Source organism: Streptomyces zinciresistens K42, from assembly GCF_000225525.1.
GTDB classification, from domain to species: domain Bacteria; phylum Actinomycetota; class Actinomycetes; order Streptomycetales; family Streptomycetaceae; genus Streptomyces; species Streptomyces zinciresistens.
The window spans coordinates 1-16,873 of the sequence record NZ_AGBF01000148.1 but is presented as its reverse complement, the minus strand read 5'-3'; the positions used below and the strand labels follow the sequence as shown (position 1 = coordinate 16,873).

At 74.4% G+C, this 16,873-nt stretch carries 11 protein-coding genes; 8 read left to right on the top strand and 3 right to left on the bottom strand.

Going from position 1 to position 16,873, the window contains the following annotated elements:
* From SZN_RS42835 to SZN_RS27695, 6 genes are all read left to right on the top strand, one after another.
* Positions 1–1,982, top strand: a 1,982-nt coding sequence (locus SZN_RS42835) for a serine/threonine-protein kinase (protein ID WP_007501383.1), incomplete at its 5' end; no start/stop codon positions are given.
* A 163-nt stretch (positions 1,983–2,145) separates the two neighbouring features.
* Complete coding sequence (locus SZN_RS27715) at positions 2,146–3,867, top strand: serine/threonine-protein kinase (protein ID WP_007501380.1); 1,722 nt, start codon at positions 2,146–2,148, stop codon at positions 3,865–3,867.
* Positions 3,868–3,993: 126 nt separating this feature from the next.
* Complete coding sequence (locus tag SZN_RS27710; protein WP_078508976.1) at positions 3,994–5,256, top strand: serine/threonine-protein kinase; 1,263 nt, start codon at positions 3,994–3,996, stop codon at positions 5,254–5,256.
* Positions 5,257–5,330: 74 nt separating this feature from the next.
* Positions 5,331–7,070: a serine/threonine-protein kinase gene (locus tag SZN_RS27705; RefSeq protein ID WP_007501377.1), complete on the top strand. Its 1,740-nt coding sequence runs from the start codon at positions 5,331–5,333 to the stop codon at positions 7,068–7,070.
* Between the two features lie 233 nt (positions 7,071–7,303).
* On the top strand, positions 7,304–8,917 hold the full coding sequence (locus tag SZN_RS27700) for a succinic semialdehyde dehydrogenase (protein ID WP_007501375.1): 1,614 nt from the start codon (positions 7,304–7,306) through the stop codon (positions 8,915–8,917).
* Positions 8,918–9,010: 93 nt separating this feature from the next.
* Entirely contained in the window at positions 9,011–10,816 is a 1,806-nt protein-coding gene (locus tag SZN_RS27695) for a GMC family oxidoreductase N-terminal domain-containing protein (RefSeq protein WP_007501373.1), read from the top strand.
* Between the two features lie 85 nt (positions 10,817–10,901).
* Here SZN_RS27695 and SZN_RS27690 read toward each other — a convergent pair whose 3' ends face one another.
* Positions 10,902–11,930: an LPXTG cell wall anchor domain-containing protein gene (locus SZN_RS27690; protein ID WP_007501371.1), complete on the bottom strand. Its 1,029-nt coding sequence runs from the start codon at positions 11,928–11,930 to the stop codon at positions 10,902–10,904.
* A 277-nt stretch (positions 11,931–12,207) separates the two neighbouring features.
* On the opposite strand from SZN_RS27690, the gene SZN_RS27685 reads away from it, so the two are divergent.
* Positions 12,208–13,365, top strand: coding sequence for a hypothetical protein (locus SZN_RS27685; protein WP_007501369.1), 1,158 nt, complete (start codon positions 12,208–12,210; stop codon positions 13,363–13,365).
* A 558-nt stretch (positions 13,366–13,923) separates the two neighbouring features.
* Here the strand turns inward: SZN_RS27685 and SZN_RS27680 are convergent.
* A complete protein-coding gene (locus tag SZN_RS27680; RefSeq protein WP_007501367.1) occupies positions 13,924–14,205 on the bottom strand; it encodes a chorismate mutase in 282 nt (93 codons plus the stop codon).
* Between the two features lie 331 nt (positions 14,206–14,536).
* Here SZN_RS27680 and guaA point away from each other — a divergent pair, with 331 nt between their 5' ends.
* Positions 14,537–16,114, top strand: coding sequence for a glutamine-hydrolyzing GMP synthase (guaA, locus tag SZN_RS27675; protein ID WP_007501365.1), 1,578 nt, complete (start codon positions 14,537–14,539; stop codon positions 16,112–16,114).
* A gap of 93 nt (positions 16,115–16,207) precedes the next feature.
* Here guaA and SZN_RS27670 read toward each other — a convergent pair whose 3' ends face one another.
* Positions 16,208–16,681 (bottom strand): pyridoxamine 5'-phosphate oxidase family protein, encoded by a 474-nt coding sequence (locus tag SZN_RS27670; RefSeq protein ID WP_043733504.1) that lies wholly within the window; start codon positions 16,679–16,681, stop codon positions 16,208–16,210.
* Positions 16,682–16,873 lie beyond the last annotated feature (192 nt).

Here is a 16,873-nt window from a genome sequence, read left to right as displayed (position 1 = left end):
GCGGGGACGACCGGGCGGCCCTGCCCGGAGCCCGTACGGCACCCGAGGGCGCCCCCGGGGGCCGGGCCGACGGCGCGTCCCGGGACCCGTATCCGCCGGCCGACCGGCCCCACGGCCTCTCCGGGGAGCCGTACGCCCCCGGGGGCCGGGCCGCCGGCGTGTCGCAGGAGCCGTACGTCCGTGACGCCCGGCCCGGCGCGTACGGCCATGAGGCGCAGCCCGACGGCGCGTCCCCGGAGCCGTACGCCCCTGGCGGTCACCCCCCTCGTGCGTCCCGCGAGTTGTACGGCTCCGAGGGGCGCCTCAACGGCGTGTCCCAGGAGCCCCACCAGCCCGGCGTCCAGTCCGACGGGGCCGCCCAGGACCCGTATTCCTCCGGTGGGGCGGATACGCCGCCCGGCCGGATCGCCGATCCCTACGGTGTGCGGGCCACGCCCTGGCACGGGGCCGGGCCGCGCGCCGGAGCCCCGCTCCCGCCCGCCGGGCAGGACCGGGCCCGGACGGCCCTGCCTCCCGGCTTCCGCCCCGCCGACGACGGCAGGGGCGCACCGGGCGCCACGGGGCCCGTCCCGAGCGGACTCCCGGTCCCCGGCGCGGCGGACGGCATCCCGGGGATCCAGGCCCTCGGCCCGGTGGTCCCCGACCCGGCCGTCCCCGTGCCCGCCGCCCCGGGTGTGCTCACCCCGCCCCCGGCCCGCTGGGGCGACCTCGCGGCCGGTACGCCCGCCCCCCGGCGGGGCCCCACCACCGCGCTCGCCGCCGAGCGGGCGCGGCAGGCGCGGATGGCCGTCGTGGGCCCCGTCACCGAGCGCTGGGCGCCGGAGCAGGCCGGGCCGGTGCACGAGAACTGGCAGCTGGCCGCGCCCATCGGGCCCGCCACCGATCTGTGGGCGATGGGCGCGCTGCTGTTCCGGGCCGTGCAGGGGCACGCGCCGTACCCGGAGGAGTCCACGGCCGAACTGGTGCAGATGGTGTGCGCCGAGCCGCCCGCGTTCGCCGAGGAGTGCGGCCCGCTGCGGCCCGTCGTGGAGTCGCTGCTGCGTCAGGACCCCACCGAGCGGCCGGACATCGAGGAACTGAGCGGCTGGCTGCGCTCACTGGTCCGCTCGGCGCCCGAGCCCGAGGCCGGCGCCCATGTCGTGGCCGCCCCGCCGGCCGACCCGAAGCGGCTGCCCATCGTGCGCCGCCGCGGCGAGCTGGTGCGCCGGCGCAGGGCCGGGCTGCCCGCGCACCAGGGACGGCACAAGCGGGCCAAGCAGGAGACGGGTTCGCCGCGCAGCCTCGGCCGCACCCTGCTCGTGCTGGTGCTGCTCGGCATGGCCGCGGCGATCGCGTACGCGATGCTGTTCATGCCGAAGGCCGACCAGAACTCCGGTGCCCCGGCGGACGCCGGCCGCGCCGGAGCCACGGGCGCCCCGGCCCCCGACGCGAGCAATGAGCCACGCCCCGACCAGACCGCGCCCGGGTCCGGCAACAGCCCCTCGGAGTCGGACGGTTCCACCGAACCGCAGGGCGACGGACCCGACGTGCCCGACGGCTTCACCCTGCGCAAGGACGACGCGGGCTTCCAGGTCGCGGTGGCCAACGGCTGGAGCCGCAGTCCGAAGAACGGCCGCGGCCAAGTCGTCTACTCCCAGGGCGGCTTCGACCTCATCGTCGTACCCGGCCGGGACACCGTGCAGGCGTACGGCGGCGACCCCATGGTCTACCAGCGGGAGAAGGAGCGGGAGTTGCAGCCCTACCGCGACTCCAGCTGGGCCTCCTCCAGCGGCCTGAAGACCATCAGGGTCGGCGAACGCACCATGGCCGAGGGGCAGTTCACCTGGACCGACGGCCAGGGCCGCGAGCTGTTCGTACGCAATCTCGCGCTGCTGGTCGACGGGCGGTACCACGTGGTGCAGGTGCGCGGTCCGGAGGCGGAGCGCGACGAGGTGACACGGCTGTTCGAGCAGGCGTCGGCGACCTACCAGGTCACCGCGTGAGCGCCGGCCCAAACCCTGTGTGACAGCGGCCGGATGGTTGCGTCCCGGCCGCGAAAGCGACAACCGTCACAGTGCGGTCTCCAAGGCACCCCCGTGGTTCCGGTCCCGTCCGCCGGTCCTTAACCTGACCCTGTCAAGAACATTGCGGGGACACGTGAATCAGATGCAGGGCCAGCTCGTTTCGGGCCGCTACCGGCTCGCCGCCACGATCGGCAGCGGCGGTATGGGCCGGGTGTGGCGTGCGCACGATGAAGTGCTGCATCGAGCCGTGGCCATCAAGGAGTTGACCGCCGCGCTCTACGTCTCCGAGAGCGACCGGGAGCGGCTGCTCGCCCGCACCCGTGCCGAGGCCCGCGCCGCCGCGCGCATCAACCACTCCGCCGTCGTCACCGTGCACGACGTGCTGGAGCACGACGGCCGGCCGTGGATCGTGATGGAGCTGGTCGAGGGCCGCTCCCTGGCCGACGAGGTCAAGGAGGAGGGGCGCGTCGAGCCCACCGAGGCCGCCCGTGTCGGCCTGTGGGTGCTCAGGGCGCTGCGCGCCGCGCACTCCGCCGGTGTCCTGCACCGGGACATCAAGCCCGGCAACGTCCTGCTCGCGACGGACCGCCGCGTCCTGCTCACCGACTTCGGAATCGCCCAGATCGAGGGCGACTCCACGATCACCCGCACCGGCGAGGTCGTCGGCTCGGTCGACTACCTCGCCCCCGAGCGTGTCCGCGGCCACGACCCCGGCCCCGCCTCCGACCTGTGGGCGCTGGGCGCGACGCTCTACACGGCCGTGGAGGGCCGCTCGCCCTTCCGCCGCACCTCTCCGCTGAGCACCATGCAGGCCGTGGTCGAGGAGGAGGCCCCCGGCCCGCGCGACGCCGGAGCCCTCGCCCCGGTGATCGCGGCCCTGCTCCGCAAGGATCCGGCCACCCGCCCCTCCGCCGCGGAGGCGGAACAGATGCTGGCCGAGGCGGCGGAGGGACGACGGCCCGGCGAGGCGCAGGCGTACGTGTCCACCCGGCACAACCGGTACGAGCCGGAGGCGCCCACCGCCCCCGAGCACGCCGGTGCCCGCCCGGGGGCGAACACGGTGGTGACCGGAGCGCCGTATCCGCCGGCGGCCGGGCCCGCCGCTCCCGGGACCCCCGGCCTCCCCGGTGCCCCCGGCCTCCTCGGCACCCCCGGCGTCCCGCAGCCCGCGCACGGCCGCCCCGGTGCCCCGGCGGCCCGGTCCGGGCGGCGCCGGCTGCGCACTGCCGCTCTCGCCGTGGCCTTCGCCGCGGTCGTCGGCGGAGGCACCGCGGTGGTGCTCCAGAAGTGGGGGCCGGGCGGCGGTACCGCCGCCCGGCCCACCCCGTCCGCCTCCTCGCCCGCCGCGAGCGGCACCGCCTCGGGCGAACCGGACGTGGGCGGCGTGCCCGCGTCCTGGGTGCGGGTGGACGATCCGCTCGGCTTCAGCCTCCGGCTGCCCAGGGGATGGTCGCGGACGGTGGTCGGCAAGGAGGCCGACGGGCTCCGGCAGGTCGACTACTCGCCCGACGGGGGCGAGCACTTCGTGCGCATCGCCGTCGACACCGCACCCGACTTCGCCAGCTCCTACGACCATCTGCGCGACCTGGAACAGCAGTTGGGGGAGCGGCTGATCGGGTACCGGACCCTCTCCCTGAAGCCGAACAACTACCGCGACCGGGAAGGCTCGCTGTGGGAGTACACCTGGGCCGCGCAGGCCAAGGACACTCCGTTCCCCGGGCCCCGGCGCGCGATCGACCAGGCGTACATCGACCGCGACGGCACCGAGTACGCGATCTACATGTCCGGACCGGAGGCCGACTGGGCCGCGACCCGCAAACAGTTCACGGCCGTGCTGCGGAGCTGGCGCACGGGCGGCTCCTGACGCCCCGGACAGCCCGAACCTCCTGATTTCCGCGCAGTGCATGGCATTTGAAGTGCTTTGCTGCTTTGCACAGTTGGCCGATCGACGCCCCGGAGCCGACCGGTCCGGTGGGGCATGATGGGCCCCATGGGGACCGAGGGGGCCAACTCACGTACCGTCGCGGGGCGTTACCGCCTCGATGTCCTGGTCGGGCGGGGTGGGATGGGCGTGGTGTGGCAGGCGACCGACCTGCTGCTCGGGCGGCGGGTGGCCGTCAAGGAACTCCCGCCGGACGACACGCTCTCCGAGGCCGAGGCCGAGGCCGAGGCCGAGGCGCGTCGGCGGCGCGGGCGCGGGCTGCGCGAGGCGCAGGCCGTGGCGCAGTTGCGGCACCCGCACGTCATCGTCGTCCACGACGTGGTCGAGGACGGCGGGCGCCCCTGGATCGTCATGGAGCTCGTCGAGGGCGAATCGCTGGCCGAGCGGATCGCCGCGGGCGGTCCGCTCGGCGCGTGCGAGGCCGCCCGGATCGGCGCCGATCTGCTGAACGCCCTGCGCACGGCCCATGCCGCCGGGGTGCTGCACCGGGACATCACCCCGGCCAACGTGCTGATCGAGAACGGCACCGGCCGCGTGGTGCTCACCGACTTCGGGATCGCCCGGGTGCCGGGCGCCGCCACGCTCACCGAGTCCGGCTCCTTCGTGGGCTCGCCCGAGTACACCGCGCCCGAGCGGATGTCCGGCGCGCTGACGGGTCCCGCCTCCGACCTGTGGTCGGTGGGCGCGCTGCTGTGCGCGGCCCTCAGCGGTGAATCGCCGTTCCGCCGGGACTCGTTGAGCGGCACCGTGCTCGCGGTCGTCGCCGACGAGATACGGCCGCCGCGGCAGGCCGCGCCGATCCTGCCGGTCGTCCAGGGGCTTCTGGAGCGCGATCCGGCGCTGCGGCTGGACGCGGCGGAGGCGGAGGCGCTGCTGCGGGAGTTCCTGGCGACCGGTCACGCACGGGTGCCGAAACGGTTCAGCAGCCCGGACCGCTCCCCTCCGGACCGCCCCCGCCCCGCGCGCCGGGTGCTGGCCGCCGTCGCCCTGGTCGCCGCGACGGCGGTGGCGGGGGTGTCGGCGGCGGCCCTGCTGGGGAACGGCGACGGCGACGGCGACGGCGCACCGACCGGATCGGCGAGCCCCGCACCCGACGCCGGTACGGCGACCACGACCTCGTCCCCAGGGGCCGGTACGGCGACGCCGGCCACCGGGACCGCGGCGGCCACCGCGACCCCCTCCGCCGGGACCGCCGCGGCCACCGCGACCCCCTCCGCCGCGGCCACCGCGACCCCTTCCACCGGCGCCGGTACGCCACCCCCTCCCTCCCGCACGCCCGCCAAACCCGACCAACCGGGAGATAAGTGGTGAGGCGCGTCACGGGTCTGTGACCGGAAACCGTTCCCCCTGGATGAGCCGGTGCCCGCCGCGATATGGATGGAGTCATGAGCAGCGACGGGGGAGCCCCTTACCGGCCGGACGAGCCGACCAGTTTCGAACTGCAACCGCCGTGGCGGCCCGCGCACGTGCCGCACCCGGACAACCCGTACGCCACGCCCTCCCCGGCGGCTCCTCGGCAGGCCGCGGCCGCGCAGCCCTCCGCCGCCCCGACCCCGGCCCCGACCCCGGCGGCCCCTTCGCCCGGCCCGTCCCCCTCGTCCGCCCCGCCCACCCGGTCGGCGGCGCCCGAAGCGCCCCCGCAGGACCCCGGCGCCGGGCGGCTGATCGCGGGCCGGTACCGGCTGCTCGCCAAGCTCGGACACGGCGGGATGGGCACGGTCTGGCGGGCCGAGGACGAGACCGTCGACCGCGAGGTGGCCGTCAAGGAGCCCCGCGTACCGGACCACCTTTCCGACCGCGAACGGGCCAACGCCTTCGAGCGCATGCGCCGCGAGGCCCGCGCCGCGGCGCGGCTCGACCACCCGGCCGTGGTGAACGTCCATGACGTCGCCGTCGTGGACGGCCGGCCGTGGATCGTGATGGAGCTGGTGCGGGGCCGTTCGCTGGGAGCGGCGCTCCAGGAGGGCACCCTCGGGACCCGCGAGGCGGCGAGAATCGGCCTGGAGGTGCTCGGCGCCCTGGAGGCCGCCCACGCCGCCGGCATCCTGCACCGCGACGTGAAGCCGGACAACGTGCTGCTCGGCCGCCACGACCGCGTCGTCCTCACCGACTTCGGCATCGCCCAGATCGAGGGCGAGACCAATCTGACCGACACGGGCGGCTTCGTCGGCTCGCCCGAGTACGTCGCGCCCGAGCGGGTGCTCGGCCAGCGTCCGGGGCCCGCGAGCGACCTGTGGTCCCTGGGCGTCGTGCTGTACGCGGCGACGGAGGGCGTCTCGCCGTTCCGCCGCAGCAACACCCCCGCCACCCTCCAGTCCGTCCTCAACGCGGCGCCCAGCCCGCCCGCCGCCTCGGGGCCGCTCGCCGACGCCGTCAACGGCCTGCTCCAGAAGGACCCGGCCCGCCGCCCGAACGCCGCGCAGACCCGCGCCCTGCTGGAGCAGGCCGCCGATCCGCCGGCTCCCGCCGCCACCCAGGCCCTGCGCCGCCCCGAGAGCGTCCGGCGCGGGGTCGTCCTCGGCCCGAGGACGCTGCTCGGGATCGGGGCGGCGGCCGTGGCCGCGGCGCTCACGGCGTACCTGGTGACCGCCGACCCGTTCGCGGGGCCCCTGCCGGACGGCTGGAAGGCCAACGAGGAGAAGGCGCTCGACGCGACCCTCGCCGCGCCCGCCGGGTACCGGCGCACCGTGCCCGAGGACCCGAGCGACGGCAACCTGGTCACCTACACCGACCCGAGCGGCGTCATCTGGATCGCCCTGTCGCTGGCCAGGAAGTCCGAGGACACCGGCAACGACATCGCCGGGTCGGCGGCGGCCGAGATGTACGACGACGAGAGCGGCTTCAGGCAGAGCGGCTCCTACCCGGCCAAGATGCCGGCGAATCCGAGGACGGAGCCCAGGGAGACCACGTACCAGGGCCGCAAGTCGGCCGAGGACACGGTCACTTACACCACCGACGACAAGCAGAACCCGCTCCCGCGCCAGTTGCGGATCTTCTACTACAAGACGTCCGCCGGGAACATGTACAAACTCTCCGTCGGCTATCCGGGCCAGGGCGACTTCGCCCAGCGCGGCCGCGACGTGGCGGCCACGGCCATCGCGAACCTGGAGATCGGCACCCTCTGACCCGGCCGGACGGGTCCGCCCCGCGGGGCGGACAGGGGGCCGCGGGCGGTCCCGGCGGCCCCGTGCCCGGCGGGCGCCCGTGACCGAACCGGGACCGGATGGCGCGGCGCCGCTCCGGTGCCGCCCTGATCGGCGCGTTTGTTGCCAGTGGACACTGGCGGCATGTGTGCACGCGGTGAATCCCCGTTACCGACGGGTACACAAAGCCTTCGGTCCGGCATACCCTGCCGCTCATGACGGACGCGCAGGCCCCGGCCAAGACCGGCACGAACCCCCTCGCCCCCGCCCCGGAGGGCGCCCGTACGGCAGCCGACGTGGTCACCCCCGAGCTGGTCGCCCAGCTCACCAAGGGGGTGGCCGGCTCCGGCCGTACCGCCAACCACACGCCGTTCACCGGCGAGAAGCTGGCCGACCTGCCCGAGTCGACCTCCGAGGACGTGCGGCAGGCGTTCGAGGCGGCCCGCGCCGCGCAGGCCGTGTGGGCGCAGATCCCGGTGCGCCGGCGCGCGGCCGTCCTGCTCCGCTTCCACGACCTGGTGCTCGAACGGCAGGCCGAGGTCCTCGACCTCATCCAGTTGGAGACCGGCAAGGCGCGGCTGCACGCCCACGAGGAGGTGCAGGCCGTCGCCGTCGCGGCCCGCCACTACGGCCGCAGGGCCCCCGCCTATCTCAGGCCCAAGCGGCACGCCGGCGCGATGCCCACCCTGACGCGCGTCACCGAACTGCGCCACCCGCGCGGCGTCGTCGGCCAGATCGCCCCCTGGAACTACCCGCTCGAACTGTCCGTCGGCGACGCCCTCCCGGCGTTCGCCGCGGGCAACGCCGTCGTCATGAAGCCGGACACGGAGACCTGCCTGACCGCCCTGTGGGCGCGCGACCTGCTGATCGAGGCCGGTCTGCCCGCCGACGTCTTCCAGGTCGTCCTCGGCGAGGGCCCGGTCGTCGGCCCCGAGCTCGTCCGGCACGCCGACTACGTCTCCTTCACCGGGTCCACCCGCACCGGCCGCGAGGTCGCCCAGGGCGCCGCCGCCCGGCTCATCGGGGTCTCCCTCGAACTCGGCGGCAAGAACGCCATGCTGGTCCTGGACGACGCCGACGTGGAGAAGGCCGCAGCCGGAGCCGTCCGCGCCTGCTTCTCCTCCGCGGGCCAGCTGTGCATCTCCATCGAGCGGCTGTACGTCCACGAGTCCGTCGCCGACGCCTTCGTCGAGCGGTTCGCCGCCCGCACCAGGGCGATGCGGCTCGGCACGTCCCTCGCCTACGGCGCCGACATGGGCTCCCTGGTGGGGGAGCGGCAGCTGAAGACGGTCACCCGGCACGTCGAGGAGGCCGTCGCCCAGGGCGCCAGGGTCGTGGCGGGCGGCGTGGCACGGCCCGACGTCGGCCCGTACTTCTTCGAGCCCACGATCCTCGACGGCGTCGAGCCCGGGATGAGCGTCTGCGGCGAGGAGACCTTCGGTCCGGTCGTCGCGATCTACCGCTTCCGCGCCGACGACGAGGCGGTCGGCCTCGCCAACTCCACGCCGTACGGCCTGAACGCGTCGGTCTGGACCAGGGACGGCGCCCGCGGCCGCGCGCTCGCCGCCCGGCTGCGCACCGGCACGGTCAACGTCAACGAGGGCTACGCCCCCGCCTACGGCAGCGTCCAGTCGCCCATGGGCGGCATGAAGGACTCCGGCCTCGGCCGCCGCCACGGCTCCGAGGGCATCCTCAAGTACACCGAGGCCCAGACGGTGGCCCAGCAGCGACTGCTGCCGATGGCGCCGTCGCTGGGCATGGACGACGAGAAGTACGCGCAGTTCATGAGCCGGAGCCTGCGGCTGATGAAGGCGTTCCGCTTCCGCTAGGCCGGTCCGGGGCCGGGCCGGCGGGTTCCGGCCGGTTCCGCCCGCCCCCGGTTCCGGCCCCCGCCGCACCGCCGCTTTCGACGAGGAGAGCACGTGTCACAGGAGAAGTCCGTCCCGGCCCGGGACGAGGACCGCTACGACTACGACGTCATCGTCGTCGGATCGGGGTTCGGCGGCTCCGTCACCGCGCTCCGCCTGACCGAGAAGGGCTACCGCGTCGGTGTCCTGGAGGCCGGCCGCCGCTGGACCCGCGAGAGCCTCCCGAAGAACTCGTGGGACCTCAGGAACTACCTCTGGGCACCCCGGCTCGGCATGTACGGCATCCAGCGCATCCATCTGCTCGGCAACGTGATGGTGCTGGCGGGGGCGGGTGTCGGCGGCGGCTCCCTGAACTACGCCAACACCCTCTACATACCGCCGAAAACGTTCTTCGACGACCCGCAGTGGCGTGACATCACGGACTGGCAGGAGGAGTTGAAGCCGTACTACGACCAGGCCCGGCGCATGCTCGGCGTCCGGCTCAACCCGACCACCACCCCCTCCGACGTCCATCTCAAGGCGGCGGCCGAGCGGATGGGCGTCGGCGACAGCTTCCACATGGCGCCCGTCGGCGTCTTCTTCGGCGACGGCGAGGACGCCGGGGGCGCCGCGCGGGCCGAGCCCGGCCAGGAGGTCGCCGACCCGTACTTCGGGGGCGCGGGCCCGGCGCGCACGGCGTGCACCGAGTGCGGCGCCTGCATGACCGGCTGCCGGAACGGCTCGAAGAACACCCTCAACGAGAACTACCTCCACCTCGCCGAGAAGGCGGGCGCGGTGGTCCACCCCATGACGTCGGTCGTCTCGGTGACCGACGACTCGCGCGGCGGCTACGCGGTGGCGACCCTCCCGACGGACCGCGGGAGGAAGGGCGAGGACAGGCTCTTCACCGCCCGCAGGGTGGTGATCGCCGCGGGCACCTACGGCACCCAGACCCTGCTGCACCGCATGAAGGCGAGCGGCCGGCTGCCGCACCTGTCCGCCAGGCTCGGCGAGCTGACCCGCACCAACTCCGAGGCCCTGGTGGGCGCGCAGACCGACAACCGGCGCTACCGCAAGGCGACCGGCGCGCGCAAGGTCGACTTCACGCGGGGGGTCGCCATCACGTCCTCCATCCACCCGGACGAGAACACCCACATCGAGCCGGTGCGCTACGGCAGGGGATCGAACTCGATGGGCGGCCTGTCCATCCTCCAGGTCCCCTTCACCGACGGACGGTCCCGCGTCCGCGCCTGGCTGGTGAACGCGGCACGCCACCCGGTGCAGTTGGTCCGCTCCCTGTCCAACCGCCGCTGGTCGGAGCGCACCATCATCGGCCTGGTGATGCAGTCGCTGGACAACTCGCTGACGACGTATCTGAAGGAGGACGGCGTCGGCAAGGGCCTGCTGACGGCACGTCAGGGACACGGCGCCCCCAACCCCAAGCAGATCGAGGTCGCTTCGCAGGCCGCGTCCGCCATCGCCGCCGACATCAACGGCTTCGCCGGCTCCAACGTCGGCGAGCTGATGGGCACCCCGCTCACCGCGCACTTCCTCGGCGGCTGCCCGATCGGCGCGGACGCCGACCACGGCGTCATCGACCCCTACCACCGGCTCTACGGCCACCCCGGCATCTCGGTCGTCGACGGGTCGGCGGTCTCGGCCAACCTCGGCGTCAACCCCTCCCTGACGATCACCGCGCAGGCCGAGCGGGCGATGTCGTTCTGGCCCAACAAGGGCGAGCGGGACCGGCGTCCGGCGCAAGGTGCCGCCTACGAGCGGCTGGCGCCGGTCGCGCCGGCGTCACCGGTCGTCCCGGCGGAGGCGTTCGGCGCGCTGAAGCTGCCGTTCCTCGGCATACCGGCGGTGCCCCCGAAGCCCTGACGCCCGACGGCGGGCGAGAGCACGGCGAGGGACCCGCACCCTCCGCGCGGGTCCCTCGCGGTGCTGTGCGGCCGTGCCGCGAGACCTACGCCTCGGCGCCGCCGCGCCGGCGCTTCACCGCGAACATCACGCCGGCACCCGCGAAGACCGCGATACCGCCGATGGTGGCGAGGGCCGGCATGTTCGAACCCGCCCCCGTCTCCGCGAGGCTGCCCGTCACCGGCTGCCGGCCGACGCCGCCCTGCGGCTTCTCCGGGGCGCCCGCGGAGGGCTTCTCCGGGCCCGGCGCGGCCTCGCCCGGGTTCTCGTTCGAGCTGCCGGCGGGCAGCACGTCGAAGAACCAGCCGTCGCCGAAGCCCTCGGCGACGCAGTCCTCACCGTTGACGTTGTCGATGTAGGCACCGGTGCCGAAGTGGTACGACTCACCGGCCGGGGCGCCCTTGCGGACGTTCACCCGCAGTTCGATCCTGTTGAAGTCGCCGGGCTTCATCGTGTCCGTGCCCCAGAAGTAGCCACCGGCGAGACCGTCCTCGCCCTCGACGTCCTCCCAGGACTTCGTGGACGGGTTCTTGAACTGAAGGTCGACGTACGGGCTGAGGACCGGCTTCCCGGTCTCCCAGTACCCGGTGCTCTCGACCTCGGCGTAGAAGGCGACGTCCTTCAGCGTGACGTCCGAGGTGTTGGTGACCTTCAGGGTGAAGCCGTGCCAGCCGCTGCCGGCCACGATCTTGCCCGGCAGGGCGCTGACCTCGGTGGCGAGGGCCTCCTCGGCGAAGGTCTCGTCGACCTCCTCGCAGAAGGGGAGCGGCTCCTCGGCCGGGTCGCTCTCCCCGGCGGCCGGGGTGGACTCACCGGCCGCCGGGGTCGACTCGTCCGCGGCGGGCGTGGACTCGCCGGCGCCCGGGGCCGACTCGTCCGCGGCGGGCGTGCTCTCCCCGGCGGCCGGGGTGGACTCGTCGGCCGCCGGGGTGCTCGGGCCGGCGGCCGGGGTGCTCTCCGACGCCGACGGCGTCGCAGTGTCGTCGGTGGCGAACGCGGCGGGCGCGGACAGCAGGGCGATCGGCGCGATGACCGCCGTCGTCGCTGCGGCGGCCAGGGCGCGGCGAAGCTTCATGAAGACCTCGGAAAGTCCGGCGTGCTGCGCGTCGCACCACGCGTTGAGGAGGCCTCCGCGTGTGGGGCGCGGGTCGTGGCCCTTGATTCACCGACTTCGATCACCGACGGCGGTGAAAGGTTGTGCCCGTACTAACGGATTCTTTATGTGTACTGGATCACAGGACCGGCCGGTGGCCTCGGGACCCGTGCCGGCGTTCCCCGGTCCGGGGCCGCTGTCGGTGGGCTGACGTACCCTCAACTGCTTCCGACGACAACGAGAGAAGGTACCCACGGCCATGACCGGCAGATCGCCCGACGGACCCGGGCAGGGCCCCGGCGAGGGAGCGGAACCGCCGTCCTCGTCCATATCGGACGAGGAGTGGCAGACGTTCCTCCAGGACGCCGAGCGGGACGTCCGCTCCGCGCCGAAGGAGCCCTCCGCGCGGGCCCGGATGGTCACCGAACGCCTCCGGCAGCAGGACGCGCGGGGCGAGGCGCCCCCGGGCTGGCGCACCGGCCCCGCCGGGCAGGGGACGTACGCGGGGGCCGCCCGGCGCCGCCGGTGGTGGGCGGTCGTCGCCGTGCCGCTCGCCGTGGCCGTCGCCGTGGTGGTGGTGCGGCCCTCGCTCCTCCCCGGCGACCCGTTCGGCTCCGGCTCGTCCGCCCCCGCGCCGCCGCTGCCGGAGGAGACCGCCGCCCCCTCGGCGCCGCCCCCGTCCGCCGACCCCTCGACCCCCACCCTCGCCCGGCCGTTCGCCGGCTCCCCCGCGGAGGGCTGGGCCGACGGCGCGGCCGGCATCGCGGTGCCGCGGGCCAAGGCGGTCGGCACCCTGTCCGCCGCGCGGGTCGCCCAGGCCCTGCGGCTGACCCGCACCCTCCTGATCGACGCCAACCTCGATCCCGCCACCCTGCGCGGCGAGCGCCCCGCCCAGGCCCTCGGCGTCCTGGAGCCCCGCCAGAGCGAGCTGGTCGACCGGCTCACCACCGCCCTGCGCGCGCCCGACGAGGACCACGACCCGCTGTCGATGTTCAGCCGCTTCGACCCGGGCGAGGTGCGCCCGGCCGGTGACGTCGTCAAGACCCGCGGACGCATGACGTTCACGGCGGGCGAGCGCGCCTCCGTCGTCGTGCGCGCCGACTACACCTTCGTCTACCCGCTCGTGCGTCCGGGCTCCGACGAGGTGGCCCGCACGATCGTCCGCCGCGTCCTCGACGTCGAGCTCAGCGACCCGGCGCGCTACCGGGTCACCCCCGGCCGGATCACCGTCCTGCGCTACGACCAGGAGGTCGGCAACACCGCCTGCGACGTCTACGACGGCTATCTGCACCCGCGCTTCGACTCGGCCCCGCCCACCGGCGCGCCCCCGGCCGGCCCGACGACGGACCCGTACGACCGGAGCAAGGAGATCGGGACGGACCGCGCGCAGGCGTGCGGGACCGTCAGCCGCACCTGACCGGGCGGCGGCGGCGAAAGGGCCCCGCGGCCGGGTCGGCCGCGGGGCCCTTCCTTCGTCAGCACCGGCGTCAGGGCAGCGCCGGTGCTCGCAGACGGCGCCGGGGGAGGCGCCGTGCGGTCCTCGGGCCGCCGTCGGCGCCGGGCTCGGGGCCAGGCGCTGACGGGCGGCGCGGTGAAGTCGTCTCCGGCGGTGTCCGGGACGGCGGGACGCGGAGCCCGCTGCGCTTCGTGATCTTCCTACGCAGCCTGCTCGACGGACGCGGCCTCCGCAACCGCTCGGCCCGGCCCGTTGCTCCGTCTCGCCCTGTTCCCCGCCGGTCGGCCCCGGGCGTCCCCGGAGCCGGCCGTTCTCTCGGGTGACCGGGCTGCTGTCCCCTGCCGTCCGGTCACCTCTCCGGGGCGAGGTCCCACGGCGTACGGCACGATCCGTACGCCTCATCGCCCCAGCGAGCCAGGCGTGGTTCGTTCGGGCCCGCCCCTGGCTGGCACGGACACCGGTACCAACGAAGCGGTCCGCGGGGCGTCACGCGCCGTACGGGTGAGAGGCGCGCCGAACTCAGATGCGACCGCGGCACAGTTCGAGCAGCGTCATCGCGAGGGCGGTGCCCGGCCTGCCCAGGGCGTCCCGGTAGTGGCCGAGGACCTCCATCTCCCGGGAGAGGTTCACGCGCCGGCCGCCCGAGGTGATCCGGGCCTCCTGGATCACGGCCGACACCGCCGTCCGCTCCTGGATCAGGCCGATGATCCGGTCGTCCAGGGCGTCGATGCGCTCACGCGCTCCGGTGATCACGCCGGCGGCCTCGGGGGTGTGCGCGCCGGTCACGTCGATCGCGGTCATGAGGGGCTCCTCGTGGGTCTGGGTTCGGGGGAGGGCGGCCCCGGGAGCGACAGGACCCGGACAACGGCAGGCGCCCCGGGCCTTGTCGGCCCGGGGCGCCTGGAACGTCGCTCGTCAGATGCTCAAGCGTCACGACCATGGCAGCCGGCGGGCCGGATGCCATAGGTAAAGAGGAAGGTCGGGTGCGTGAGCATGGCGCCCAGTATGCCGCGCCCCCGGAGCGCGGCCAAGCCGGTTCGCATCGTGAGACGCCCTTCGGCCCGGGAGGGGGTCCCGAGGGGCCGGTAGACTCGGCCGCACACACACCTCGCTCACCGCCGGAAGGCAACCCGTGTCATCAGCGAACCCCGCCGCCGCCCCCGACACCGTCCTGGTCGTCGACTTCGGCGCGCAGTACGCCCAGCTCATCGCCCGTCGCGTCCGCGAGGCCCGGGTCTACAGCGAGATCGTGCCGAGCACCATGCCGGTCGCCGAGATGCTCGCCAGGAACCCGGCGGCGATCATCCTCTCCGGCGGCCCCTCGTCGGTGTACGAGGAGGGCGCCCCCGGCCTCGACCGCGCGATCTTCGAGGCCGGCGTCCCCGTGTTCGGCATGTGCTACGGCTTCCAGCTGATGGCGCGCTCCCTCGGCGGCACGGTCGACAACACCGGCGCCCGCGAGTACGGCCGTACCGGCCTGCATGTGTCGAAGTCCTCCTCCACCCTCTTCGAGGGCACCCCGGCCGAGCAGCACGTGTGGATGTCGCACGGCGACGCCTGCTCCGCCGCCCCCGAGGGCTTCGCCGTCACCGCCTCCACGGACGTCGTCCCGGTCGCCGCCTTCGAGAACGACGAGAAGAAGCTCTACGGCGTCCAGTACCACCCCGAGGTCATGCACTCCACGCACGGCCAGCAGGTGCTGGAGCACTTCCTGTACCGCGGCGCCGGCCTGAAGCCCGACTGGACCACCGGCAACGTCATCGACGAGCAGGTCGCCGCCATCCGCGAGCAGGTCGGCGACCGGCGCGCGATCTGCGGACTGTCCGGCGGCGTGGACTCCGCCGTCGCCGCGGCCCTCGTCCAGAAGGCCATCGGCTCCCAGCTGACCTGCGTCTACGTCGACCACGGCCTGATGCGCAAGGGCGAGACCGAGCAGGTCGAGAAGGACTTCGTGGCCGCGACCGGCGTACAGCTGAAGGTCGTGGACGCCGAGGAGCGGTTCCTCAAGGCGCTCGCCGGGGTCTCCGACCCCGAGGAGAAGCGGAAGATCATCGGCCGCGAGTTCATCCGAGTCTTCGAGCAGGCGCAGGCCGAGATCATCGCGGACCAGGGCCCGGCGGTGGAGTTCCTGGTGCAGGGCACCCTCTACCCGGACGTCGTCGAGTCCGGCGGCGGCACCGGCACCGCCAACATCAAGTCCCACCACAACGTGGGCGGCCTGCCCGAGGACCTGGAGTTCCAGCTCGTCGAGCCGCTGCGCCAGCTGTTCAAGGACGAGGTCCGCATGGTCGGCCAGGAGCTCGGCCTGCCGGAGGAGATCGTCCAGCGCCAGCCCTTCCCCGGCCCCGGCCTCGGCATCCGCATCGTCGGCGAGGTCACCAAGGAGCGGCTCGACCTGCTCCGCGAGGCCGACGCCATCGCCCGCGAGGAGCTGACGGCGGCCGGCCTCGACCGCGACATCTGGCAGTGCCCGGTGGTCCTGCTCGGGGACGTCCGCAGCGTCGGCGTCCAGGGCGACGGCCGCACCTACGGCCACCCGATCGTGCTGCGCCCGGTCTCCTCCGAGGACGCCATGACCGCGGACTGGTCGCGGCTGCCGTACGACGTCCTCGCGCGGATCTCGACCCGGATCACCAACGAGGTGCGGGACGTCAACCGCGTCGTCCTCGACGTGACCTCCAAGCCGCCGGGCACCATCGAGTGGGAGTAGGCCCTATGTGTGCCTGCCCCATGTGGGGTTCCGCTACGTGCGTCCGCCCCATGTGCGCTTGCGGTGCGTGCGTCTGTCCTACGTGGGTCTGCCCTATGTGCGTCTGACGGTGTGCAGGGGCTCGCCGGGCTTCCAGATCTGGACGACGAGGTACTTCCCGTCCTCCACTGAGGTCCTCACGACCTCGGTCAGCTCGGCACGGAAGAGGTGGAACGGCTCCGGCGGTTCCACCTCTTCGCTGTACGCGGCCTTCTGGCCGGGGTCCTCGACCTCGATCGCCCGCCCGCCCACGCGTACGTCCCCGCCGCCCATGGACTGGCCCTCGCCGGGGTTCGCCTGGAGCGCGAAGCGCGGGTCGCGGCGCAGGTCCAGCGCCTTGCGGGAGTCCGGCATCATGCCGAGCCACAGCTCGCCGCCGAGGAAGCGGACCTCCAGGCCCGTGGTGCGCGGGGTGCCGTCCCGGCGCAGGGTGGCGAGGACATGGTGGGTGAAGGCCCCGAAACGCTCCTCCACGGTCCGCGCGAACCGCGGTTCCGCCGCGGTGAAGGCCGCCCAGTTCACTGTCATACGGCCAGTCTGGCGCCCATACCCGACATCCGCTGGCCGGTATTCGCCGTCCGCCGTCCGCCACCGCGGTGCGCCGCCCGCGGTCCGCCACCGCGGTGCGCCGCCCGCGGTCTGCTGCCCGCCGTGCGCCGTCTGCTGCCCGCCGGGCGTCGCCCGCTGCCCGCCGTGCGCCGTGCGCTGCCCGCCGGGCGG